Source organism: Paenibacillus sp. SC116 (assembly GCF_024733555.1).
In the GTDB taxonomy this organism is placed as follows: Bacteria; Bacillota; Bacilli; order Paenibacillales; family Paenibacillaceae; genus Paenibacillus_B.
Genome location: NZ_JANIOF010000004.1, coordinates 1 through 24,229 on the forward strand (window position 1 = coordinate 1; position 24,229 = coordinate 24,229).

Annotated in this window: 20 protein-coding genes; 19 read left to right on the forward strand and 1 reads right to left on the reverse strand. The window is 46.3% G+C overall.

Annotated elements, in window-relative coordinates:
* From NQ117_RS16160 to NQ117_RS16185, 6 genes are all read left to right on the forward strand, one after another.
* A partial coding sequence (locus NQ117_RS16160; RefSeq protein WP_258279070.1) for a helicase-associated domain-containing protein occupies nt 1-1,717 on the forward strand: 1,717 nt, incomplete at its 5' end.
* A 44-nt stretch (nt 1,718-1,761) separates the two neighbouring features.
* The gene (locus NQ117_RS16165) at nt 1,762-2,238 is read left to right on the forward strand and encodes a YlbF/YmcA family competence regulator (protein WP_258279071.1); all 477 of its coding nucleotides are present in this window, start codon (nt 1,762-1,764) and stop codon (nt 2,236-2,238) included.
* 96 nt (nt 2,239-2,334) lie between these two features.
* Nucleotides 2,335-2,598: a YlbG family protein gene (locus NQ117_RS16170; protein ID WP_144991283.1), complete on the forward strand. Its 264-nt coding sequence runs from the start codon at nt 2,335-2,337 to the stop codon at nt 2,596-2,598.
* 261 nt (nt 2,599-2,859) lie between these two features.
* Nucleotides 2,860-3,297 (forward strand): hypothetical protein, encoded by a 438-nt coding sequence (locus NQ117_RS16175; RefSeq protein ID WP_258279072.1) that lies wholly within the window; start codon nt 2,860-2,862, stop codon nt 3,295-3,297.
* 216 nt (nt 3,298-3,513) lie between these two features.
* Nucleotides 3,514-4,440: a LysR family transcriptional regulator gene (locus NQ117_RS16180; RefSeq protein ID WP_258279073.1), complete on the forward strand. Its 927-nt coding sequence runs from the start codon at nt 3,514-3,516 to the stop codon at nt 4,438-4,440.
* Nucleotides 4,441-4,468: 28 nt separating this feature from the next.
* A complete protein-coding gene (locus NQ117_RS16185; RefSeq protein WP_258279074.1) occupies nt 4,469-5,362 on the forward strand; it encodes a PHP domain-containing protein in 894 nt (297 codons plus the stop codon).
* A gap of 235 nt (nt 5,363-5,597) precedes the next feature.
* Here the strand turns inward: NQ117_RS16185 and NQ117_RS16190 are convergent, their stop codons facing one another.
* On the reverse strand, nt 5,598-7,373 hold the full coding sequence (locus NQ117_RS16190; RefSeq protein ID WP_258279075.1) for an Rqc2 family fibronectin-binding protein: 1,776 nt from the start codon (nt 7,371-7,373) through the stop codon (nt 5,598-5,600).
* Nucleotides 7,374-7,565: 192 nt separating this feature from the next.
* Here NQ117_RS16190 and NQ117_RS16195 point away from each other — a divergent pair, with 192 nt between their 5' ends.
* From NQ117_RS16195 to rlmN, 13 genes are all read left to right on the forward strand, one after another.
* Nucleotides 7,566-10,364, forward strand: coding sequence for a calcium-translocating P-type ATPase, SERCA-type (locus NQ117_RS16195; RefSeq protein WP_258279076.1), 2,799 nt, complete (start codon nt 7,566-7,568; stop codon nt 10,362-10,364).
* A gap of 88 nt (nt 10,365-10,452) precedes the next feature.
* Complete coding sequence (gene dapF, locus NQ117_RS16200; RefSeq protein WP_258279077.1) at nt 10,453-11,289, forward strand: diaminopimelate epimerase; 837 nt, start codon at nt 10,453-10,455, stop codon at nt 11,287-11,289.
* A gap of 254 nt (nt 11,290-11,543) precedes the next feature.
* Nucleotides 11,544-13,448 carry a bifunctional homocysteine S-methyltransferase/methylenetetrahydrofolate reductase gene (locus tag NQ117_RS16205; RefSeq protein WP_258279078.1) on the forward strand — a complete coding sequence of 635 codons (1,905 nt, stop codon included), beginning with the start codon at nt 11,544-11,546 and terminating at the stop codon, nt 13,446-13,448.
* A 38-nt stretch (nt 13,449-13,486) separates the two neighbouring features.
* On the forward strand, nt 13,487-14,371 hold the full coding sequence (locus NQ117_RS16210; protein ID WP_258279079.1) for a YicC/YloC family endoribonuclease: 885 nt from the start codon (nt 13,487-13,489) through the stop codon (nt 14,369-14,371).
* A gap of 35 nt (nt 14,372-14,406) precedes the next feature.
* Complete coding sequence (gene remA, locus NQ117_RS16215) at nt 14,407-14,667, forward strand: extracellular matrix/biofilm regulator RemA (protein WP_005548256.1); 261 nt, start codon at nt 14,407-14,409, stop codon at nt 14,665-14,667.
* Between the two features lie 15 nt (nt 14,668-14,682).
* Nucleotides 14,683-15,255, forward strand: a complete 573-nt coding sequence (gmk, locus tag NQ117_RS16220; protein WP_258279080.1) for a guanylate kinase — start codon at nt 14,683-14,685, stop codon at nt 15,253-15,255.
* A gap of 78 nt (nt 15,256-15,333) precedes the next feature.
* The gene (rpoZ, locus tag NQ117_RS16225; RefSeq protein WP_258279081.1) at nt 15,334-15,543 is read left to right on the forward strand and encodes a DNA-directed RNA polymerase subunit omega; all 210 of its coding nucleotides are present in this window, start codon (nt 15,334-15,336) and stop codon (nt 15,541-15,543) included.
* Between the two features lie 209 nt (nt 15,544-15,752).
* Entirely contained in the window at nt 15,753-17,054 is a 1,302-nt protein-coding gene (coaBC, locus tag NQ117_RS16230) for a bifunctional phosphopantothenoylcysteine decarboxylase/phosphopantothenate--cysteine ligase CoaBC (protein ID WP_258279428.1), read from the forward strand.
* On the forward strand, nt 17,047-19,701 hold the full coding sequence (gene priA, locus NQ117_RS16235) for a primosomal protein N' (RefSeq protein WP_258279082.1): 2,655 nt from the start codon (nt 17,047-17,049) through the stop codon (nt 19,699-19,701). Before coaBC ends, priA begins: the two co-directional genes overlap by 8 nt.
* Nucleotides 19,702-19,804: 103 nt before the next feature.
* Nucleotides 19,805-20,281, forward strand: a complete 477-nt coding sequence (gene def, locus NQ117_RS16240) for a peptide deformylase (protein ID WP_258279083.1) — start codon at nt 19,805-19,807, stop codon at nt 20,279-20,281.
* 3 nt (nt 20,282-20,284) lie between these two features.
* On the forward strand, nt 20,285-21,226 hold the full coding sequence (gene fmt / locus NQ117_RS16245; protein ID WP_258279084.1) for a methionyl-tRNA formyltransferase: 942 nt from the start codon (nt 20,285-20,287) through the stop codon (nt 21,224-21,226).
* A gap of 242 nt (nt 21,227-21,468) precedes the next feature.
* Nucleotides 21,469-22,794 (forward strand): 16S rRNA (cytosine(967)-C(5))-methyltransferase RsmB, encoded by a 1,326-nt coding sequence (gene rsmB / locus NQ117_RS16250; RefSeq protein ID WP_375163092.1) that lies wholly within the window; start codon nt 21,469-21,471, stop codon nt 22,792-22,794.
* 379 nt (nt 22,795-23,173) lie between these two features.
* Nucleotides 23,174-24,226 carry a dual-specificity RNA methyltransferase RlmN gene (gene rlmN, locus NQ117_RS16255; protein WP_258279086.1) on the forward strand — a complete coding sequence of 351 codons (1,053 nt, stop codon included), beginning with the start codon at nt 23,174-23,176 and terminating at the stop codon, nt 24,224-24,226.
* Nucleotides 24,227-24,229 lie beyond the last annotated feature (3 nt).

Genomic DNA, 24,229 nt, shown 5'->3' on the forward strand with positions numbered 1-24,229 from the left:
AGCTGGATTGTTAGCCGTATTTCGTAAAGCGTGGGGAGAACGTTTATATGTAGTGCCTGTTGACGTATATGTAAAGGTTCTTCAATATGCCATGGAAACGGCTCCTAGCGAATCAGCTGATGAGCTGCATATAGATGCTTTTTCCAACTCAGAACTAGGAACAGGTGTCATTAACGATTTATTCCGTCTACTTGTATTTACGGCTAACGAAGGATTGCCAGTAACGGCAAAGGGAACGCTTCATAAACGAACGATACAGCGCCTTGAATCTCAACTTCAAATGACTAATGAAGCGCTGGGTGTATGCAGGATCAGCTATGCATTTGCGGAAGCTTTATCGCCTAAGCTAGCGATCAGTCTTGATCTTGCTATGCGCTTAGGATTGATTCGCAAAGATACTCAGTCTTTCTCTATACAGACAGATGAATTATATGCTTGGCTTCAGCAGCCAATTGAAAAGTGGAATGAAGCGATATGGCTGCTTGTTGGCCAGCACTACACAGTAGCGAATGTCGAGACGAAGCATCTATTCTATGCCTTAAGTGCTGCTGGTCGACCAGAACAGTGGGTACAAGCAGCTTCGGTTGTGCAGCAGTTGCAAGAAAGCGGCTGGCTTGATGCGGAACAGTCACAGTTCCAAACGATGAAGGCTTGGTTACATGCTCTTCACAATTTTGGCTGGTGTGAACTTCGCGCCACATCTGATGGTTCAATTTGGTACAAATGGCTGATAAGCAGTGAGGGTGATGTGGACGAACAAACAGAAGATGGCCGTGGATTTTTCGTTCAGCCTGATTTTGAAATCATCGCTCCTCCAGATTGTCCTTTGTTTATTCGATGGAAGTTGGAGCAAATTGCAGAGCATATGTCTTCCAGTGGGATGCACATGTATAGATTGACAAGGGACTCCTTTCAGGCAGCGATAGATGCTGGTCGTACTCGTAAACAACAGCAGGAGTTCTTAGAGCAGTATGCACTAACTGGCATTCCGGAAAATATTATCGATGCATGGGAACGATGGAATGAACAATATGGACGAGCGTGGTTCAGTGAAGTGGTGTTGCTTCGCTGTGAAGATGAATCGGCAGCGCTTCTTATCCAGCAAGAGTGTGAACAGGGAAAACTCCAAGGAAAGCTTAGTAAGATTGGCCCTAATGCATTTGTTGTTGCTCGTGATCAAGTGGAACAAATAAGAATGATTATGGAGCAAATCGGTTTGCCGCTGCTCAAAAACTGGAGAAATGATGATGTTGAAGGTGTATCTGTAGATCGTCATGGTTCGGAAGATGAGCCGCTTAAGGCTAGTGTAATAGCAAGTGATCAATCAGCGAAGCACTTCCAGAATATATCGACAATGAATGGAATAGTTTACAGTCCCAGTTCATTGCAGTATTATGAAATGGATATGGCTTATCGTCGAGATGAGTCATGGCTGTCGTCTTACATTGGACTACCTCTCATGTGGACGAAAGAAGTACGCACTTACCATGCCTCGACAATGAAGGAAATCGTGGAGACTGCGATCCGTTTGAAGCTAGCCTTGCAAATTAAAGAGAATGGCAAACTCCTTCGAGTCGTCCCGATCCGGCTGATTGGACAGGTTGATATGGATTACGCTCTTGAAGCGCATATCAATGAAGATTCCAGATTAGTATGTAAGTCGCTGATGCCGAATCAATGGGAAGGTGTTCGTCTCCTCGTTCCAGAGTGGTTGTAAGGAAGACACAGCATCAAGTATAACAAGAATTGAGCGTGATAGTCATGCCACATATACATGTGTCACAATCGGAGTATCCCGAACAGGGCGGCCAAGCAGATACGGCTGTTTTGTTAACGGAAGCTTATGAACTGGGGGATATGATTAAGCATTCTGCTGAATTAACGAGTTATTTAACTTGGAAACAGCGAATGGAGCAACATGAAGAAGTTAAGCAGCTAAAACGTGAATTTCTTCGCAAGAAAGATTTGTTCGAGGAAACAGAGCGTTTCGGTCATTTTCACCCTGATTACCATTCTGCAAGAGATGCGGTATTTGCTATTGAGCAGAAGCTTGACGAGATAGAGGAAGTTCAACAGTTCAAACGTGCGGAAGAGCAGCTTGATGAGATGCTGTATGAACTTTCTAAAGTTATTGCTCATTCTGTATCTGAATCGATCAAGGTACCAAGCAACGCGCTTCAGCCAACTGGCGGTTGTTCTGGTGGAGGATGCAGCGGCGGCTGCTCGAGCTGTGGCTAGATATATAGCAGTGGACAGGGTATCGCCTTTAGATAATCGAAGTAGCGGTGCTTAGTAAGGAAACAGCTGAAGTTACGATGGAAAGCGGGGGAAAATATGTTTCCACAACGTACAGGCTATATTATATGGGTGAGCGATGTAAAAGCAGCTCGTAATCTGGAGAAATACGGTTCTCTACACTACATTTCGCGTAAAATGCACTATGCAGTACTGTATGTTAACGCAGATCGTGCGGAAGATACGGTTAAAAATTTGAAGCGATTGAACTATGTGAAGAAGATTGAGCGTTCTTATCGCAACGAGATTAAGACCGAGTACAGCAATGAGTTCGAAGAAAAAACTCGTTTTTACGGCATGTAAGCAAAGTAAGAGTAACCACCACAATTCAACTAAGATTACATTGTTTTCTAGATCTAACGTTAATTTAATGGAAATCGTTTTCGCTACGTGCGAAAGCGGTTTCCATTTTTATATGTGTCTTAATTTGATCATTTAAGTTAAAGATTTTCTAAAAACACCCATAAATGATGGATTTGAACTTGTGATCGACTTACACTTCCTGTAATATAACGGGTAAATATACATAGACATAAAGACCTATGTGGTGGAGAGTGGTATCCGGTGAAAGACAAAGTAATGGAACGCTGGAGTACGTATGAACCGTTCTATGTCTTGCTCGGCGATAAGAAGATTTCAGACATCATTATAACGAATCACGCACGTAGTCGATGGAATGACCGTATTGCGTCAGAGACGCAGGATGTGGAAGCTATTGCTTCGTTTATGTGGGACTGTTTGAAGACGAACCGGATTACCTCGTATTACCGCCAAGAAGAGGATGTTTACTTGATCGATGATGATATCGTGATGGTTGCAGAACTGGTTGAGTCTGAACGAGATCTGGATTTGTCAGGAACGCCAATGACGAAGATGGTAGTTGTAACCTATTTGGGACGCATGTCACAAACTATTGAACTTCGTGATTTGAAGTCATATTACTCTTGGTTACGTCATTCAAGGCGTATGACATTAGTGAAGAACAGTCGCAAGCATCGATGAGAAGAAATGAATGTTTCGCAATTCAGGTTCTCTCGGATAAGTTCTTCGACTGTATCATTATGTGATACCTATATGCATCTCTTATCGGTGCAGCAACGACTCTCATGATTGTTGAAGTCGCATTCCTTGGAATGCGACTTTTTGGTATGGGTAGACTGTTTTGAAGGCACAGTGTGATATAATGGAAACCAATGTGATTAGAAGGTGGCGGATTCGATGGCAGTTAGTTTCCATCAGTTACATATTTTTTACACAGTAGCTGCGAAGAGTAGTTTCTCGGCAGCTGCGCAAGCACTTCATATGACTCAGCCCGCCGTGACGATGCAAATTCAAAGTGTAGAAGACTATTTTGGAACGAAGCTATTTCATCGCTCTACTAAGAAGCTGCAGCTTTCTGACGCTGGAAGAACGCTGATTCCATTTGCGAAACAGGCGATTAATCTCGTACAAGCCACAGAGGAAGCGATGTCACTCTTTACGAAGCAGCTTCATGGCAAATTGCAGCTAGGGGCGAGTTTGACAATAGGAGAGTACGTTATCCCTCCTTTGCTTGGGACCTTTATAACTTCTCATCCTGAGATGACGATCAGTATGGGGGTCATGAATACGACACAAATTGTTGAAGGTATTCGACAGCATCAGCTTCATCTGGGTTTAGTTGAAGCGCCAGTGAATGACCCTGATATGATAACAGAAGAGGTTATGGAGGATGAGTTATTTCTTGTCGTACCGAAGGGTCATTCATTTATTGGAAGGGCATCAGTAGCTCTAGAAGAGGCATTGACTTGTGCTTTCATATTGAGAGAGAAAGGTTCGGGTACGAGGCAAGTAATGGAGAATGTACTTCGAGATCATGGGCATAGCAACTCGTCGCTTCGTATTGTAATGGAACTGGGCAGCACAGGTGCTGTTAAGTCAGCGGTAGAAAGTGGGCTTGGTGTCACGATTATGTCCAAATCTGCTGTGCGACATGAGTGTTCCTTAGGCTTAGTAGCGGCAATTCCGATCGATGGCATATCTTTTAAACGCAAGTTCTATGCCATTCAACTGAAGGATAGCATGCTTGCTTGGCCAGCAATGGCATTCCTAACGTATTTGCGTCAGCAGAGCATTATTCCGGAAGTACTGGCGCCAACCGATTGATGAATAAGAATAGATGGAAGTGATAGAAATGGTTGAACAACAGTTTGAACGAATTGGTGTTCCGCACCGCAACGGCGGGGCCGATCTGCATACTCATACTACTGCTTCCGACGGTGTATGTCGCCCATTGGAAAATATAAGGCTAGCAAAGGAAGCGGGACTCGATGCGATTGCGATTACCGATCATGATACAACGGCTGGTCTTGGAGAGGCATCCTTAGAAGCGGAGCGAATTGGTATCCACCTTATTCCCGGTGTTGAAATAAGCACGGTGGAGCAAGGCATAGATATTCATGTGCTAGGCTATTATGTAAATCCAGAAGATAAGTCCTTTATCGATCATTTGCTCGAATTACGTCAAACACGCGACGTACGCAATGAAATGATGGTTGCTAGATTAACCGAGCTTGGTATTCCGTTGACGATGGAAGAGGTAATAGCTGAGCTGCCAAATCCACTGCAAGAAGGAGAAACGGTTGGCCGTCCACACATGGCCGATGCGCTAGTACGTCGAGGTGTAGTAGCGAATATGAAAGAGGCGTTTGACCGATATTTGGGCAAAGAAGGGTTGGCCTACGTCAATCCCCCACGCATAACTCCGCTTACGGCAGCGAAGTGGATACGTGAAGCAGGGGGAGCAGTCGTATTGGCACACCCTGGCTTATATGGCGATGATGGGTTGGTTGATCGTATCGTGCGAGAGATTCAACCAGATGGGATTGAAGTATGGCACTCTGATCATACAGATGCTGATGTAAACCGCTATATCGAAATGGCCGATACGCATGGTTTGTTGAAAACAGCAGGGTCCGATTTCCATGGTGCTCGACAAGGAAAAGTATTCCATGGAGCGCTTGGCAGCCGCCGAATAGATATGGGAATTGTGGAATCTTTGCGTGTAATTGCTGATGGACGTAAATAAATATTCCACTTAGATAGGAAACAATAGTGCTTTGGACAAAAGTGCATCAATTTTAAGTAAATTGTAAATGAATTTATAAACGAAAAGGTGCCCAGGCAAGATTTTCTCTTGTAGGGCACCTTTTTATTGCCGTTTTTGCAGCGCATCCAATTTTGCACGGTTTCAACTTGCAACTTTGCAGGTTTTTAGCCAGCTTATTAACCAATAATTGCTCCAGCATGTCACTGTTCCAGTGCTAGTTGTTGCTTTGTTTCACATGCAGCGGAAGCTTCGCAATTCGATCTGCATCAGGTGTGATGAATAGGGTCTTCTGCCGCTCATAAATGACGAAACCTGGCTTCGATCCGTTCGGCTTACGAACATGACGAATCAGTGTGTAGTCTACTGGGACTAGGCTAGAATTCTTCGCTTGGCTGAAATACGCAGCTAGTTGAGCAGCCTCTTCTAGCGTGACATCGTTAAATTGCTCGCTGCGAATAACGACATGAGATCCTGGAATATCCTTCGTATGCAGCCAAGTGTCGTTTGGATGAGCTAAACGATTGGTGACATATTCATTTTGGATATTGTTTTTACCTACGTGAATCGTAATGCCTTCAGAAGACGTATACGTATACACGGTAGGGCGATTGTCTTTGCGCTTGCGCTTCGAGCGCTTGGAACGATCGCGCAGTAAGCCTTGCTCTACAAGTTCTTCGCGAATTTCTTGCGCGTCTTGAATATTTGCATCTTGCAATTGCTGCAAGAGAGTATCATAGTAACGATTCTCTTCTCCAGCCTCTTGTATTTGCTGCTCTACGACTAGGATGCTGTTCTTCATCTTGTTATAGCGTTTGAAATAACGTTGTGCATTGTCAGAAGGGTTCAACAGTGGATCCAATGGAATGTTTATCATTGCACCATTTTCATCATAGAAATTCATCAGTTCTATTTCTCTGTCGCCTCGCTTCAACTGATGCAAAGAAGCGAACAGCAGCTCACCCATAATGCGATAACGATCAGCATCGTTCGCGTCTTGTAGTGTTTCTTGAAGCTTTGCTATTTTCTTTTCATTTTTATTTCGTTCTTGTTGCAAGAAGCGGGCTAGGTCGCCTACGCGCTGTTTGACCATATCGCGGACAGCCTTATCGCCATAGAACGCTTCCATGCATATGCTCATTTCTTCGTATAGTTTAACCTCGCCATCCAAATGTGTAAGAGGAAGCGCCGAGAAGAACGTGCGGCCGCTTTCAGCTTCAATTACTTGCGGTTTGTACTGATGGTTCCGCAACTGCTGGACGATACTATCAAACGCTGTCCAAGCCTGCTCAGTGTCACTATTCTCCGTCAACGCGGCCAAGTTAGAGCGATATGCCCACTCTTCAGCAATACGCGGGCTGATGCCGGACATATGCTGTACGAGCCAAGAAGATGCTTTCAGTGGTTCTTGTCCGTCAGCAGTTGCAGCTACCGCCTGCTCCCATGAAGCGAGAAAAGTCGGCTTGTCTACTTCTAATGGATTATGCTTGTGCTGCTCTGGTGGAGCAGTGTATTGGAAGCCAGGCATAACGATCCGATAGCTGTTAATGGCAGGTGTAAGATGATGAATGCCATCAATGATCTGATTAGATGCAGGGTCGATCAAAATAATATTGCTGTGTCGTCCCATCAGCTCGATAATGATGACTTTTACTGATTCATCTCCGAGCTCATCTCGTTGTCGAACGACGATATGAACGACTCGTTCCATTCCTATCTGCTCGACCCGTTCAATAAAGCCGCCTTCGCAATGTTTGCGCATGAGCATGCAGAACATTGGTGGTTCTGCTGGATTGCTGTGAGTCTGCTCCGTATAGTGAATGCGCGGATAAGTTGGATTCGCAGATAAGAGCAGTTTTTTGTTTTGGCCTTTTACACGAAGGTGAAAAATGATTTCGTGCTCTGTTGGCTGATGTATTTTATTGATCCGAGCGCTCGTTGCTTGTGTTAATTCATGGACAAGGGCGCGTGTTACGATTCCGTCTAATGCCATAATGGGTTCTCCTATCTCGTTACGATGCTACTTCTATGATGCCATATTTTCCACCAAAACTTAAGAGGCATTTCAGTGGGTGGGATATTTTAGGGTTGTACTGAATACATTGGTGTCATGATGACTCGCTCGTCCGATCACAGTTTATGAGTCGGAGAAGCGACAGCCTAACGGGTGAAAGGAGATCAAGGCATGGATCATAATAAGTGGCACCAGATGTCGGTCAATGAGCTGCTAGCTGAGCTGGACGTCCACGCTGAAAGCGGATTGTCGGAGGAAGGAATCACTTTACGACGAGAGCAAGCAGGCCACAATGAATTATCAGAAGGCAAGACCGTGTCGCCTATTGCTTTATTTTTGAATCAGTTTAAAGATTTCATGGTACTTGTACTTGCTGGCGCTACGTTAGTTTCAGGCTTGCTCGGTGAATATTTAGATGCGGTCACAATTATAGCCATTATTTTAATTAACGGCATTTTGGGCTTTGTACAGGAGTTCCGTGCGGAGCGTTCGCTGCGTGTGCTTAAGCAATTGTCCGCACCGTCCGCCAAAGTAATTCGGAATGGTAAGTTCGCGCAAATTTCTGCCAAAGAACTTGTTCCAGGAGACATTGTGCTGCTGGAAAGTGGAGATCGTATTCCAGCAGATGTTCGTTGGTTGGAGACGAACAGTTGTTATACAGAAGAGTCTGCGCTAACAGGTGAATCTGTTCCTGTTAACAAGCACTGTGGAGCGATTGCTGGGGATGATTTGCCGCTTGGTGATCGCCGCAATATTGGGTTTATGGGAACCATGGTTACGCGAGGTACGGGGAAAGCCTTGGTTACTCGGACAGGCATGAATACGGAAATGGGCAAGATCGCTCATTTGATCCAAAGTACCGAGGAAATGGAGACACCATTGCAGCATCGCCTGGAACAGCTCGGGAAAATACTGATCGGCGTAGCTCTTGCATTGACGGTTATGGTCGTCGTTGCAGGTATTTTGCATGGACAGCCTGCGCTAGGCATGTTCTTGGCCGGCGTCAGTTTGGCGGTTGCTGCTATACCAGAAGGGCTCCCTGCTATTGTGACCATTGCACTTGCTCTTGGTGTACAGCGCATGATTAAGCGCAAGGCAATCGTTCGCAAGCTTCCATCCGTGGAGACACTTGGCTGTGCATCGGTTATTTGCTCCGATAAGACAGGTACGTTGACGCAGAACAAGATGACCGTGACGAAACTGTGGATCGGCGGCTCGCATATGGATGTAAGCGGTGAAGGCTATGAGCCGGTTGGGCAGGTAACAGCTGCTGGCAGACCTGTTGAATTGAAACAGGAGCAGGGGCTGCGCCGCTTTGTGCAAATTAGCGCGCTGTGTAACAATGCGATTCTAGAGGAGCAGCAAGATGTTGGCTCCAGAAAAGGCATGAGGGGATCAAAGCGAGGAGTGGTTATGGATCCTTCTAGCACGTGGGCGATTAAAGGGGATCCTACAGAAGGTGCTCTCCTCGTGCTTGCTGCTAAATTAGGAATGACATCAACGAACTTAAAAGGAATGTACAATCGAACGCAAGAAATTCCGTTTGATTCTGACCGTAAGCGGATGTCCGTCATTGTTGATCATCAGGGCGGCAGGCTTCTCTACACAAAAGGGGCGCCAGATGTGCTAATGGAGCGCTGTTCTTATGTGTTATGGGAAGGAAAAGTTGTGCCATTTACTCATACGTTGAAGCAGCGAGCAATTGCAGCCAATGCAGAAATGGCTAAGCAAGCGCTTCGTGTTCTGGGAGTTGCTTATCGCGAGCTGAAGCCATTTGAGGATATACAAGATGAACGGGTTGAGAATCAGCTTATATTTGTTGGATTGGGCGGGCTCATTGATCCCCCGCGCAAAGAAGTACGCGAAGCCATTCATAAATGTCGGCGTGCCGGTATTAAAACCGTCATGATTACGGGGGACCACCAGCTTACTGCAGAAGCGATTGCGGGTCAGCTTGGTATTGTTCCACGCGGTGGGATGTCTGTCAGCGGTGTACAGCTGTCGCAATGGACGGACGAAGAATTGGATAAGGTAGTCGATCAAATCTACGTATACGCCCGTGTCTCGCCTGAACATAAACTAAGGATCGTCAAATCTCTTCAGCGTAAAGGTCATGTTGTAGCGATGACAGGGGATGGGGTTAATGATGCTCCGGCGATTAAGGCAGCAGATATTGGCATTGCGATGGGGATTACGGGAACCGACGTCACCAAGGAAGCGTCATCACTTATTTTGAGCGATGATAACTTTGCTACGATTGTGGCAGCGATAGAAGAAGGCCGAGGCATCTATGAAAATATCCGTAAATTTATACGTTATTTGCTGGCTTCCAATGTGGGTGAAATTCTCGTGATGTTCTTTGCGATGATGGCGGGTCTTCCGCTGCCGCTCGTTCCGATACAAATTCTTTGGGTCAACTTAGTGACTGACGGCCTACCTGCTATGGCGCTGGGTGTCGATCAAGCGGAGAAAGATCTCATGGAGCAGCGTCCGCGTGGTGCGAAGGAAAATATATTTGGCAGAAGACTAGGTTGGAAAATTATAAGCCGCGGCTTCCTCATTGGGATATGCACATTGGCGGCATTCTGGCTAACGTTGAAGGCTGATAACAGCAGCCAGCAGTTAGTACATGCTCAATCAGTAGCATTTGCAACGCTTGTTATGGCTCAGCTTATTCATGTGTTCGACTGCCGCAGCTCTCGGTCTATTTTTCACCGTAATCTATTCCAGAATAAATATCTTGTGCTAGCTGTACTTTCTTCGGTCGTATTGCTGCTTGCTGTACTGTATGTCGAGGCGTTGCAGCCTATTTTCAAAACAGTGCCGTTATCACTGCGTGACTGGACGATTACATTGGTAATGGCAGGAATTCCAACGTTTTTACTTGGCTTTGGGTCGATTATTTCAGGTCGAAAGTCTTCTCACAAGCGGAATCGGACGCAACTTAGATCCATAAAAAAGGCAGTATAGTGCAAACATTTTTGCAGTTGGTGAATATACTTTCCCCTCCTTTTACGTTATTCTAGTAGCAAGTTTTGATTTAGAGGAGTGGAAGTAGATGCAATTTACGAAAATGAACGGACTAGGTAATGACTTTGTTATCGTATTTGGTGAACAACAATTGCCAGCCAACGCAGCTGAACTAGCTATTGCAACATGTAATCGTTACTTTGGGATCGGTGCAGATGGCTTAGTATATATTTTACCGTCCACACAGGCAGACTTTATGATGCGTATTATAAACTCAGATGGCTCTGAGGCAGAGCAATGCGGTAATGCAATTCGTTGTGTTGCGAAATACGTATCAGACCGCGGCTATGTTTCAGGTGATGAGCTAACGATCGAGACGCTGGGAGCAGGTGTGCAGCGCGTGCAGTTGAATAAAGTGGATGGAGTTGTGAACACAGTCCGCGTTGATATGGGCAAGCCTATTCTTCAAGGGCTGCAAGTGCCTACGACGATTGATCAAGATATAGTAGTCAATCACCCAATCGAAGTAGAAGGTACGACATTCCATTTTACAGCGGTATCTATGGGCAACCCACACTGTGTCATTTATGTTGATGATGCAACGGCATTTGATTTCAACATTTGGGGACCGAAGTTAGAAGTTCATCCTTTATTCCCTCGCAAGACTAACGTTGAATTTGTATCGATCCGCTCTCGTGACTATACCGATATGCGTGTTTGGGAACGTGGTGCAGGACCAACACTTGCTTGCGGTACAGGCGCTTGTGCCACACTTGTTGCAAGTGTGCTCAATGGGAAAACGGACCGTGCGGCAACGGTTTCGCTAGCAGGTGGAGAATTATTTATCGAGTGGAATGAAGAAGATGGACATGTATACATGACAGGACCATCCGAAATGGTATATGATGGTACTTGGTTGAAGTAATGAACCGTCTCTATTAACGACGTGTTGACGTGTAAATAGAAGCAAACGATAGAGAAGATTCCTCGTATGGAATCTTCTCACTCTTATGATCACAGAACCGTATCTAGGTAAGTCACTTGTAGTTCATGGCGCTCCAGCGGAGCGTCTTTTGTTCATCTGGCAAGCTTTAGGCTGTTACCTTACTTCGTGTGCATGGATATTGGGCTTTATACGAAAAAGAACGGCCGCATCATGGGAGATTGGGGTGTAGAGGAATGACTACTAGTCAGTATGAGAAGTTCAGACAGGCCATTCAGAACCAATTGATAGTCGGAGACGGAGCAATGGGTACGTATTTGTATCAATTGGGCTATCCAGTAGGTAAGTCATATGAAGCAATGAACATTAGTGACCCAGATATCATCCTGGGCATTCACCGTGAATATGTAGAAGCTGGAGCTACTTTGCTTGAGACCAATACCTTTACAGCGAATCGTGAGAAACTTGCTAAACATGGTATGGAGCATCTTGTGAAGGAAATGAACCGCGAGGGTGTGCGTTTGGCTCGTGAAGCTGCACAAGGTAAAGCTTTCGTGGCAGGCGCATTAGGCTCTATTCGTGCTGGTAAGCGTGAAAATATTTCTACCGAGCAAGTTGTCCGGGATTATGAAGAACAATTGTCCGCACTTATTGAAGCAGGCGTTGACGCCATTATGTTCGAGACGTTCTATGATCTGGAGGAAATGCGTCTTGCTTTCAAAATTGCCCGTCAAATTGATCATGATGTGCCTATTATTTGTCAATTTGCAGTAGAAGATTCGGAGCGCACGAAAGATGGCTTCGTACTGCCTGAAGCATTTCGCATTTTGCGTGAAGATGGCGCGGATGTCGTTGGGTTCAATTGTCGTATGGGTCCTAACGGTCTACTAAGAGCGATAGAGTCCGTAGAAAGCATGGTAGGACTGCCTTTGTCTGCTTTCCCAAATGCAGGGTTGCCTGATTACGTGGATGGCCGTTATAACTTTGTTGCCACAGCGGAGTACATGGCGCAAAGCGCAGTAGAGTTTGCTAATAAGGGTGCTCGCCTCGTCGGAGGATGCTGTGGTACGACACCAGAGCATATTCGTGCTATCGTAAGCGCACTTCAAGCCGTTAAAGAACTCCCATCACTAGCAATTAAAGAAAATGCGGCTAAGCTCCATATTTCGGTTGGAACAGAAGAACCTATTGGTGCTTCTTCGTCTTCCCATAAGGATTGGAACAAGCAGCCTACTATTGTTGATCTGGCAAAAGAAAGGCATACGGTTATCGTTGAACTCGATCCGCCGCGTGACTTGGATATTGCTAAATTCATGCGCGGTGCAGCGGAGCTAAAACGAGCGGGAGCTGATGCCGTAACGTTGGCAGATAATTCGCTAGCGGTTACTCGGATGAGCAATCTGGCTCTTGGCTATTTAATTAAGGAGCAAGTAGGTGTACGACCGCTTGTTCATATTGCATGCCGTGACCGCAACTTAATTGGAACGCAATCTCACATGATGGGATTAGATGCATTAGAGATGGATCATGTGCTTGCCGTAACTGGTGATCCTGCTCGATTTGGAGATTTGCCGGATTCCAGCTCAGTCTATGACTTAACTTCTTTTGAAATTATTCGTATGATTAAACAGTTGAATGATGGTGTTGCCTTTTCAGGACGCCCATTGAAGCAAAAAGCGAATTTTGTTGTGGGCGCAGCTTTTAATCCGAATGTGAAGCATTTGGAAAAGGCGGTAGAGCGATTGTATCGCAAAGTTGAAGCGGGTGCAGATTATATAATGACGCAGCCCATTTATGATCCGTTGTTAATAGAACGAATGGCAGCATTAACAAAATCGATTTCGATTCCTATTTTCGTGGGCATAATGCCGCTGGCAAGTGGACGCAACGCTGAGTATTTGCATAATGAGGTGCCGGGCATATTATTGTCTGATGAGGTTCGCTCTCGTATGGCGGGTCTGGAAGGTGAAGTTGGGCGAGCAGTAGGTGTCAATATTGCACGTGATTTGCTTGATGAGGCTATGAAGCATTTCAATGGTATTTATTTGATCACTCCATTCATGTTTTATGAGATGACAGCAGAGCTTACATCTTACGTATGGGAAAAAGCGGAACGCCCTGCTAACCTCTTGTCTCGTTAGACGTAATCAATTACAATAGGATAATGGATGTGGTTCCCATGGTTTATAGTATGACGGGCTATGGTCAGGCCGCCAGAGAATTAGGCGGCTATAAAATCAATATTGAGATGAAATCCGTCAATCACCGATATAGCGATATCGTGCTTCGTATGCCTCGCGAATGGGCAGGGATCGAAGATCATTTGCGACGTCTTGTTGCACAGCACGTCAGTCGCGGTCGCATTGACGTATTTGTGAATAAGGAACGTACGAGCGAATCTGCCTATGAAGCGGAATGCAATATGGGTGTTGTCGAAGCCTATGTGCAGGCCGGTGAGCAACTGAAACAGCGCTATGGGTTGGAAGGTTCGCTGCTTGTAAATGATTTGCTTCGTCTTCCTGATGTTATGAACGTTCGTGAGAAGGCGACATGGTCTGATGAACAATTGATTGCTGTTCTAGAAGACGGCTTCACCGAAGCGTTGAACGGCTTATGCCGGATGCGTGAGATTGAAGGCCGTCATCTTGCTGATGATACATTGGAAAGGTTGTCCCGACTTGAAAGTTTACATACGGAGATGATCCAATGGGCGCCAAGCGTTGTAGAGGAGTATCGGAACAAGCTTAAGCAACGGCTTGAGCAATTGCTCGATAAGTCTGCTGCGTTTGACGAATCCAGATTCGGTATGGAAGTGGCTATGTTCGCAGAGCGCTCCAACATCGATGAAGAACTGACACGCTTGAAGAGTCATTTCACTCAATTCCGACAGCTGTTGTCCAGTGGAGAGCCGATTGGTCGTAAGTTAGACTTTCTTGTACAGGAAATGAATCGCGAAACGAATACAATCGGTTCGAAGGCTAATCATCTGGAATTGGTCAATCGAGTTGTCGATATGAAAGCCGAATTAGAGAAAATTCGAGAGCAAGCAGCGAATATCGAATAGAGTATGTAGCGTTCGTATATGAGGGAGGACCTATCATGGCAATTAAACTGATTAATATCGGTTTCGGGAATATCGTATCCGCGAACCGCATCATTTCAATCGTGAGTCCCGAATCGGCTCCGATTAAGCGTATTATTCAAGAAGCACGAGATAGACATATGCTAATTGATGCAACATATGGCCGCCGTACTCGAGCGGTTATTATTACAGATAGTGATCACGTTATTTTGTCCGCGGTTCAACCGGAAACGGTTGCCCATCGTTTATCAACGAAGGATGACGACAACGACGAATAAAAGATGGAGACGATTATGAAAAAGGGTTTACTAATTGTACTGTCTGGTCCCTCAGGCGTAGGCAAAGGCACGGTATGCAAAGCACTAATGAAAAAAGTGCAAAATGTAACATACTCAGTATCCGCTACGACACGTCAACCACGTCTTGGAGAAGTGGATGGCGTTAATTATTTTTTCAAGTCTCATGAAGAGTTCCGCAGTATGATGGAGAACGATCAGTTGCTTGAACATGCTGAATATGTAGGCAACTACTACGGAACACCACGTGCTTTCGTGGAAGAAACGCTAGCGGCTGGTAAGGACATCATCTTGGAGATTGAAGTTCAAGGTGCATTGAAAGTAAAAGAAAAGTTCCCAGAGGGTATTTTTATTTTCTTGCTTCCTCCTTCTTTGGAAGAACTCAAAGATCGAATTCGCGGGCGCGGCACGGAGAACGAAGTCGTTATCGATCATCGTATGAACGTTGCTGTTGAGGAGATCGCATTAATGGAGCATTATGATTATGCGGTCGTTAATGATGAAATCGATCTGGCTTGCAAGCGAATAGAAAGCATCATTATTGCCGAACACTGTAAGATTGAGAATTAAGGGATACAACGATTGTGTAAGGTGCACTGTCTCAGTGCACCTTGTCATATGTTTATTACGATAAGAGGGGTGCAAAGCATGCTTTATCCATCTATTGATGAACTAGTAAGAAAAGCTGATAGCAAATATTCGCTCGTGGTGGCAGCGTCGAGACGTGCTCGTCAATTGCGCGAGGGCAGCCGTACAGTATTGACTCAAGCCAAATCCCACAAATACGTTGGGGTTGCGCTTGAAGAGATTTATGGTGAACAGATTCACATCGAACAAGAACGTCAAAATCAATTCTAATGCAGAAGAGCATCGTATGCTGAATCTTAATGGTTCAAAGTCGATGCTCTCGTCTTGTATATAAGCAAGATGGCTGTCTGAGTAACTTGTTTGCTCAAGCGGCTACTTATCCATGAACAACCCGTTGGTGAATGACGTCCGTCCGTTGGCGTTTTGAACCGAAGGTTGTTATTTTTTTCATCAGCATGTTTAGAAAGGCGGGGGACATGATGCTACATGGAAAAACGATTGTGCTCGGTATAACAGGTGGAATTGCTGCTTATAAAGCGGCAACGCTATGCAGTAAGCTTACTCAGGCTGGGGCAAGCGTGCATGTCATAATGACAGACAGTGCGACGAAGTTCATTCCCGAGTTGACTTTGCAGACATTATCTCGCAATCCGGTCTATACGGATACGTTTGATGAACGTGACCCAGCTGTTGTGTCACATATCCATTTGGCGGATCGTGCCGACTTGTTCTTGATCGCACCTGCTACAGCTAACATACTAGCAAAAATGGCGTATGGCTTAGCGGATGATATGTTATCAACAACATTGCTAGCTACTACCGCACCTGTGATGGTGGCACCTGCTATGAACGTGCACATGTATGCGCATCCTGCCGTCCAGCACAACATGGAGCTTCTGCGTCAGCGTGGCGTCCATTTCATTGAACCGGCTGAAGGACCGCTTGCATGTGGATATACGGGGAAAGGGCGTCTTGAGGAGCCAGAATTGATCATAGAGCATGTGAGGCAGTTCTTTGAGGGAGCTAATTTGCAATCCTCACCTCAGCTTGTAGGAAGCCAAGGGAACAATGTGTCAGCGGCTGCGAGCGCTAGCATTGCGAACACCCATTCAAACTTACTAGTAGGACGCCGAGTGATGGTGACAGCTGGTGGAACACTTGAGCGCATTGATCCGGTACGTTATTTAACAAATGATGCATCTGGCAAAATGGGCATTGCAATTGCTGAGGCTGCTCGTGATATGGGTGCTGATGTAACCCTTATTGCAGGACAAGTTCAGACGATGCTTCCAGAAGGCGTTAACATTATCCGAGTAGAATCTGCTGCTGATATGCTGAATGCTGTACAAGCTCACTATGATAAGACTGACATCGTGGTTAAAGCAGCAGCGGTTGCTGACTATCGTCCGAAGTTCCGTGCTGAGCAAAAAATTAAAAAAACAGCTGAGTCGCTCGTGCTTGAGTTAGAGCGAAATACGGATATATTAGCATGGCTTGGAGAGCACAAGCACCATCAAGTGCTTGTCGGCTTTGCGGCTGAAACCGAAAAAGTAGCGGAATTCGCTCAGGATAAGTTAAAGCGGAAGGGCTGCGACTTAATTGTAGCCAACGATGTGTCTCGTTCTGATATCGGCTTCGGTTCAGACAATAACGAGGTGCTTATTTTTGATGGACAAGGGCTTGTTGAGTCAGTATCAGTACGTGCGAAGCAAGATGTGGCAAAACGGGTACTAGCGCAGGCGGCTAAGCTGCTTCCTGAAGAGGTGCTTGTCATTGATTAATCCGTCCGATTCGGTTCACATCGCACGCGTTATTGTAGATGTGCCGAGCAAACAGACTGATCGACCGTTCGATTATTCGATTCCACGCGAAATGGAGCCTTGGATCGAAATCGGCAGTCGAGTAGGGGTTCCGTTCGGTCCGCGCACGATTCAAGGGATCGTCATTGATCGAGTAAATGGAACGAACATTCCCAGCAAGAAGTTAAAGCCTATTCAGCAATTACTAGATCTCGTTCCACCGCTCCCTCCTGATTTGGTTAGGTTGGCGGAATGGATGAGCCATCAATATGTGTGTACGTTTACAGCTGCTCTGCAAGTGATGATTCCTGCTGCTCTAAAAGGCAGAACGGAAAAGGCGCTTCGACTTGGGACGGAAGCGCTGCGTCTGTTGGAGACTCAACCTGTCGTTGACGACTGGGATGTAGATAGAGCAGGTACGGACGACAGCCTCTGGCAGCATAGTGATGAAGAACTTGAGCTGGACAAATGGAGTGGTGAACAGACGTTAATCGGTTGGTTAAACCGTGAGCTGCTGCATCAGCCTATGTACCGACGTTTGCTCGCTTATGTGAAGCAGCATGAGCCTATAACAGCTGAGAAGTTGCTTCAAACGTTCCCTTATGCTGCAAAGGCGATCCGCGCCTCTTTGTATGCAGGATGGCTTGTGGAAATCGAGCGCATTAAAGATAGAATTGGCGTGAAGAAGCTGAAGTGCGTCTGTCTAACATTGACTGAAGCAGAGGCAATTGCATTTACAGCTGCACTCAAAGCCAAGCGTCAGCAAGAAACGATGGAGCACTTACTTGCCATGAACGGTGAAGTGCCATTGAAGGATTTGAATGCTTCTGCGGTTAAGGCGTTAGCAGATAAAGGGGTAGTTCGGATTGAGGATCGAGAAGTGCTCCGTGATCCGTACAAAGAACGGCAATTTAAGCCTACTCAACCACTGCCACTGACAGATGAACAAGCGCAAGTGTATGGTCAGTTGCAAGAAGCGCTAGATCGGGAGAAGCCAAAGACATTTTTGCTTCACGGAGTGACAGGCAGCGGCAAAACGGAAGTTTATCTTCAAGCAATAGAACGCTGTCTTTCTTCGGAACGGGAAGCTATTGTGCTCGTGCCTGAAATTTCGCTTACTCCGCAAATGGTGGAACGTTTCAAAGGCCGCTTCGGTGCTAAAGTGGCCGTATTGCACAGTCGATTATCGCAAGGCGAACGCTATGATGAATGGCGGAAAATTCGTGAAGGCAGCGTATCGGTAGCAATCGGGGCGCGCTCCGCTATATTTGCACCATTTCGCCGCATTGGCCTTATTATTATTGATGAAGAACACGAAACTTCATACAAGCAAGAAGAGACGCCCAAGTATCATGCGCGTGATGTTGCGATTGAACGAGCTGTGCAGCATGGAGCGGTAGTAGTGCTTGGTTCTGCTACACCATCTATGGAAACCTACTACGCTGCAAAGATGCATGGCTATGATGCTCAGGCGCGAGGTTTGGAGCGTCCACTTTGGGATGCTGAATTGTTGGAGATGCCGACACGGGTTGGCGGGCGTCCATTGCCACCAGTTACGGTCGTCGATATGAGGGAGCAGCTGAAGATTGGCAATCGCTCGATGTTCAGTGCCCCATTGGAAGAAGCGCTGGAAGATCGGTTGGAAAAAGGTGAGCAGACGGTACTTCTCTTGAATCGAAGAGGATATTCTACCTTTATCATGTGCCGTACATGCGGGTATGTGGCTCAATGTCCAGAATGTGATATTTCACTGACGTATCATATGAAGACCGAACATCTTCGCTGTCACTATTGCGGATATACGGAGCGCTCGCCGCAAACGTGTCCGGAATGTGAGAGCGAGCATATTCGCTTCTTCGGGACAGGAACACAGCGTGTTGAAGAGCAGTTGGCTCGACGTTTCCCAGGTATTCGGGTAATTCGCATGGATGTGGATACGACGACAGAGAAAGGCTCGCATGAGAAAATGCTGCAGCAGTTCCGCGAACGGCGTGCGGACGTCCTGCTTGGTACACAGATGGTAGCCAAAGGACTAGATTTCCCTTATGTTACCCTTGTTGGTGTTATCGCTGCGGATTCTGCCTTGCACATGCCTGATTTTAGGGCAGCAGAAAAGACGTTCCAACTGCTGACCCAAGTAGCGGGTCGAGCGGGAAGGCATCATTTGCCTGGTGAAGTTGTTGTGCAAACCTATGCGCCAGAGCATTATTCGATTGTACATGCGTCTGGTCATGATTATACGGCTTTCTCATCTGAGGAGCTTCGGATGCGCAGGGCGCGTCTAGTACCGCCGTTTTGTCGGTTGGCATTGCTTACGATGACGCATGAAGAGCTCCCGTTATTAGTTCGAGCTGCGGAAAATGCAGTGCTGCGCATTAAGGAGATTGCAGAGGAATGGGGATTGCTTAAGCCATTGCACGGTGCGATACAGGCGGTGGACGTATTTGGACCTGTTGCCTCACCGATTCCTCGGATCAAAAATAAGTACCGCTTCCAATGTACGATTAAATGCCGTGGGGAAGTGGATTTGCCTTCGCTTGTGGCAGCTGCGTTGAAGACGCTAGAGTCGATGACTCGCGAACAAGGCGTATTGTTCCACGTGGATGTTGATCCACAAATGATGATGTAAATCCATGTAAGCACTACTTTTTCGTATGATATTTTGGAATAAGGATATATATTGATTTTATACATGATTTTTATAAAGCAAATGATTAAGGATGGTGTCTTAAATGGCAATTCGCATTATTGTACATGAACCAGATCCGGTTCTTCATGAGGTAGCAAAAGAAGTAACGAAGTTCAACGCTAACTTGCATAAGTTGCTCGATGATATGGCTGATACGATGTATCATGCAGAAGGTGTAGGCCTCGCTGCTCCACAGATCGGTATTTTGAAGCGTGTTATCGTTGTTGATGTTGGTGATGATAATGGATTGATTGAAATGGTTAACCCAGAAATGGTAGAAAAAGAAGGCGAACAGCTTGGGCCTGAAGGGTGCCTCAGTATTCCTGGATTGAATGGTGATGTGCGCCGCTACAAAAAGATCCATGTAAAAGGCTTTGATCGTCACGGCAAGCCAGTTGAAATAACAGCAACAGACTTTTTGGCACGTGCATTCCAGCATGAAATTGATCATTTGAACGGTGTGCTATTTACATCTATCGCTGAAAGTGTATATGAAATTCCGCGTCAAGAGAAGGAGTAAGGGATGACAAAAATCGTATTTATGGGGACGCCGCAGTTCGCGGTGACATCCCTGCAAATGCTGCTGGATGAAGGATATGATGTAGCAGCAGTTGTTACCCAACCTGATCGTCCAGTAGGTCGCAAACGCGTGTTGACGCCAACTCCGGTCAAACAGCTAGCGATGGATCATGGCATTCAAGTGTGGCAGCCTGAAAAGCTGCGCACTTCTGAAACCGTAGAGGACATTCGCAAGCTGGCGCCTGATCTTATCGTGACAGCGGCTTATGGACAAATTTTGCCTAAAGCGGTGCTTGATGTTCCTCGTCATGGCTGTATTAATGTGCATGGCTCTTTGCTGCCTGAATATCGCGGCGGTGCGCCAATTCAACGCTCGATTATAAACGGTGAAGCCAAGACTGGCGTCACGATTATGTATATGGCAGAAGGTATGGATACGGGAGACATGCTTACGCGTGTAGAAGTACCGATCACCGATGAAGATAATGCTGGTACGATGTTTGAGAAATTGAGTGTGGAGGGAGCAGATCTTCTTCGACGCACATTGCCTGACTTGCTAGCGGGCAAGTTGACAGCAGAAGTGCAAAATCATGATCTGGCAACCTATGCACCGAACCTTAAGCGTGAAGATGAGCTGATCGATTGGTCCAAGTCTGCTCGTGCCTTGTTCAATCAGGTTCGCGGCCTTGTTCCGTATTCAGGTGCGTTTACAACGTGGAACGGTGAAGTATTTAAAGTGTGGAAATGTTCCTTGAAAGAACAAGGACAAGCTTTATCCTCAGCTGTGCCTGGAACGGTGCTCACGGTATCCGAAGATGGCATCGAAGTAAAGACTGGTGACGGTTCGATTTGGCTGACTGAAGTGCAGCCAGCGGGTAAAAAGGCGATGGCCGTACGTGACTTTGTTCGCGGTGGCAAGCTTGAGACAGGGACGGTGCTTGGGTGAAGAAGAGCAGTTCTAGTAACTCCAGCAATTCCAGTCAACAGCAGTCAACTCGCGCTCAGCAAGGAGCACAGCGTCAACGTTCAAGTTCAACGTCTGCCGCTCCATCCAAGCGTTCGGAGCAAGCTTCGCCTTCAGTGAAAAAGGGAGCGAGCGCTTCTCCTCAACATCAAAAGCAAGGCGGCAATCATGCTCCTCGTCCAAGGCGGAAGACAGCACGCGAAGTAGCGCTGGATGTGCTCGTAATGGTAGATAAGCATCGCTCTTACAGCAATTTGCAGCTGAACGCAGCGTTGCAGGAGGCCGAATTGGAACGCGTGGATGCGGGCTTAGCGACAGAGCTTGTGTATGGAACGATTCAGCGACTGAATACAATTGATGGTGTCCTGCAATTGAAAATTGCAAAAGGGATCGACAAGCTTAAGCCTTGGATGCGCAATTTGCTGCGCATGAGTTTGTATCAGCTGCAATATTTAGACCGGGTGCCTTCGCATGCCGCCGTTAATGAAGCGGTCGCGATTGCAAAGCGTCGTGGGCAGCAGGCGATGGGCGGGTTCGTAAACGGTGTATTGCGTGCCGTGATGCGTGAGCCTGAATTGTGGAATGCTCCTCAAGTAGATGATGCTGTGAAGCGCATCGCTTGGACGCATTCGCATCCAGAGTGGCTCGTCTCCCGCTGGATCGAAGCTTATGGCCAAGATGCAGTCCGCAGCATGTGTGAAGCGAACAATACAGCTCCACATGCAAGTGGACGAGTGAATCGCGTTCGCTCTACGCGTGATGAACTATTGGAAGAGCTGCGTGCAAACGGGATCGATGCAGAACCATCCATGCTTAGCCAAGATGGTATTGTTGCTCATCAGGCAGGCAACTTTGCTTTTACATCTGCATATCGTGAAGGCAAACTTTCTGTACAGGATGAAAGCTCGATGCTCGTCGTTGAAGCTGTTCGTCCGCAGCCAGGCATGCGCATCGTGGATTGCTGCGCTGCTCCTGGGGGCAAGTCAATGCATATTGCAGAACGGATGAACAATGTCGGGGAGCTTATTTCCAATGATGTTCATGCTCATAAGGTGAAACTGATAGAAGAACAGGCAGCTCGCTTAGGGTTATCTTGCATTCAAACGATCAATATGGATGCGGCTGAGCTTAGCAAGCAATTGCCTGAACAGTCCTTCGATGTCGTTCTTTTGGACGCGCCATGCACGGGATTTGGCGTCATTCGACGCAAGCCTGACTTGAAATGGACGAAGACTGCTTCTGATGTAGCGGCGATAGCAGCACTGCAAGCGCGACTTATCCGAGAAGCGGCTAAGCTTGTTAAGCCAGGCGGAAGATTGGTTTACTCCACTTGTACGATTGAACATGAAGAAAATGAGGATGTCATACAGACGTTTATGGAAGAGGCGAGCCGTGATCAAGCATGGTCCTTGGATGATTCTTGGAAGTCAGCGCTAGATTCTTCGAAGCTGGGCGCTGCGCTCGCACGCAGTTCGTCAGGTATGCTGCAAGTGCTGCCGCATGATGCGGATTCGGACGGATTTTTCATTGCCTGCTTGCAGAAGCAGTAGAATGAGATCCACAAGGCAGAACCTATTTCATATTCATAGTTAGCTGCATATGCCACGGTACATGAAGCACATGACCCCGCTATTGGCTGCCTCGGTTTAATCCAGCGGCTGAGCGGGGCTTTTTTTAGAAAAATATGCATTTGGAGCAGGCGACAGCTTTTTGAAAATAAGCCAATTGTGGTACAATAAATTATTGCGATGCTGCGTTTCTTGAAAAAGGGATGCAATGCTGAATTCTACAATGGATGAATGAGCCGTTTGACGGAAAAAGATGCATCGTATATTCTACAAGCGGGCACGGTTTATCTGCCCAATGAGATGATGGAAACAGGCATAATCCAATTACATGACACAAAGAAAGCGTAGGGATAAATACCGAATGAAACCTTTTATATACGACTTAACGTTTGATCAATTGCAAGAATGGCTGAAAGAAAATGGGGAGCCAGCATTCCGTGCTGGTCAAATTTTTGATTGGATTTATGTAAAGCGCGTGATGAGCTTTGAGGAAATGTCCAATCTTTCTAAAGGTCTGCGTACGAAGTTGATGGATCACTTTCAATTCGTTACGTTGAAAGAAATTACACATATGAAATCGTCTGACGGCACAATTAAGTTCTTGTTCGGGTTGCATGACGATAATGCGATTGAGACGGTTGTTATGAAGCACAACTACGGCAACAGTGTTTGTGTAACGACGCAAGTTGGCTGCCGTGTTGGTTGCACGTTCTGTGCTTCGACGCTCGGCGGTTTGAAGCGTAACCTGACAGGCGGAGAAATTGTTGCTCAGGTTGTTGCTGCTCAAAAAATACTGGATGAGACGAATGAACGTGTCAGCAGTATCGTTATTATGGGAATTGGCGAGCCGTTCGAGAATTATGATGCGACAATGGTCTTCTTGCGCAATATGATTCATGAAAAAGGTCTTAATATCGGTCAGCGTCATATTACCGTATCTACGAGTGGTATCGTGCCGAGCATTTATAAATTTGCGGAAGAAAATACACAGATTAACCTTGCGATTTCCATCCATGCACCGAATGACAAGCTTCGTTCGAAGCTAATGCCGGTTAACCGTCGTTTCCCATTCGAAGAAGTGATGAATTCGCTTAAATTTTATCAAGAAAAGACAGGTCGTCGCATAACATTCGAATATGCACTAATTGGTGGTGTCAACGACCAAGTTGAGCATGCCGAAGAGCTTGCAGATGTACTTCAACGCATGGACATGCTGGCGCACGTCAATCTAATACCAGTTAACTATGTTCCTGAACGCAACTACGTTCGTACACCGCGCAATGACATCTTTAAGTTCCACAAAGCGTTGGTGGATAAAGGAATTAACGCGACGATTCGTCGTGAGCAAGGTCATGATATTGCCGCAGCATGCGGACAATTGCGTTCGAAGCATATGGAATCCAATGCGAGGTGAATG

Excerpts from the sequence above, each read along its gene's own strand:
- NQ117_RS16190 (WP_258279075.1), bottom strand. The coding sequence starts at position 7,373 with ATGGCATTAGACGGAATCGTAACACGCGCCCTTGTCCATGAATTAACA.
- coaBC (WP_258279428.1), top strand. The coding sequence starts at position 15,753 with ATGCTACATGGAAAAACGATTGTGCTCGGTATAACAGGTGGAATTGCT.
- rlmN (WP_258279086.1), top strand. The coding sequence starts at position 23,174 with ATGAAACCTTTTATATACGACTTAACGTTTGATCAATTGCAAGAATGG.
- NQ117_RS16170 (WP_144991283.1), top strand. The coding sequence starts at position 2,335 with ATGTTTCCACAACGTACAGGCTATATTATATGGGTGAGCGATGTAAAA.
- rpoZ (WP_258279081.1), top strand. The coding sequence starts at position 15,334 with ATGCTTTATCCATCTATTGATGAACTAGTAAGAAAAGCTGATAGCAAA.
- dapF (WP_258279077.1), top strand. The coding sequence starts at position 10,453 with ATGCAATTTACGAAAATGAACGGACTAGGTAATGACTTTGTTATCGTA.
- NQ117_RS16195 (WP_258279076.1), top strand. The coding sequence starts at position 7,566 with ATGGATCATAATAAGTGGCACCAGATGTCGGTCAATGAGCTGCTAGCT.
- gmk (WP_258279080.1), top strand. The coding sequence starts at position 14,683 with ATGAAAAAGGGTTTACTAATTGTACTGTCTGGTCCCTCAGGCGTAGGC.
- NQ117_RS16185 (WP_258279074.1), top strand. The coding sequence starts at position 4,469 with ATGGTTGAACAACAGTTTGAACGAATTGGTGTTCCGCACCGCAACGGC.
- NQ117_RS16180 (WP_258279073.1), top strand. The coding sequence starts at position 3,514 with ATGGCAGTTAGTTTCCATCAGTTACATATTTTTTACACAGTAGCTGCG.
- NQ117_RS16210 (WP_258279079.1), top strand. The coding sequence starts at position 13,487 with ATGGTTTATAGTATGACGGGCTATGGTCAGGCCGCCAGAGAATTAGGC.
- fmt (WP_258279084.1), top strand. The coding sequence starts at position 20,285 with ATGACAAAAATCGTATTTATGGGGACGCCGCAGTTCGCGGTGACATCC.
- rsmB (WP_375163092.1), top strand. The coding sequence starts at position 21,469 with ATGGTAGATAAGCATCGCTCTTACAGCAATTTGCAGCTGAACGCAGCG.
- NQ117_RS16205 (WP_258279078.1), top strand. The coding sequence starts at position 11,544 with ATGACTACTAGTCAGTATGAGAAGTTCAGACAGGCCATTCAGAACCAA.
- remA (WP_005548256.1), top strand. The coding sequence starts at position 14,407 with ATGGCAATTAAACTGATTAATATCGGTTTCGGGAATATCGTATCCGCG.
- def (WP_258279083.1), top strand. The coding sequence starts at position 19,805 with ATGGCAATTCGCATTATTGTACATGAACCAGATCCGGTTCTTCATGAG.
- NQ117_RS16165 (WP_258279071.1), top strand. The coding sequence starts at position 1,762 with ATGCCACATATACATGTGTCACAATCGGAGTATCCCGAACAGGGCGGC.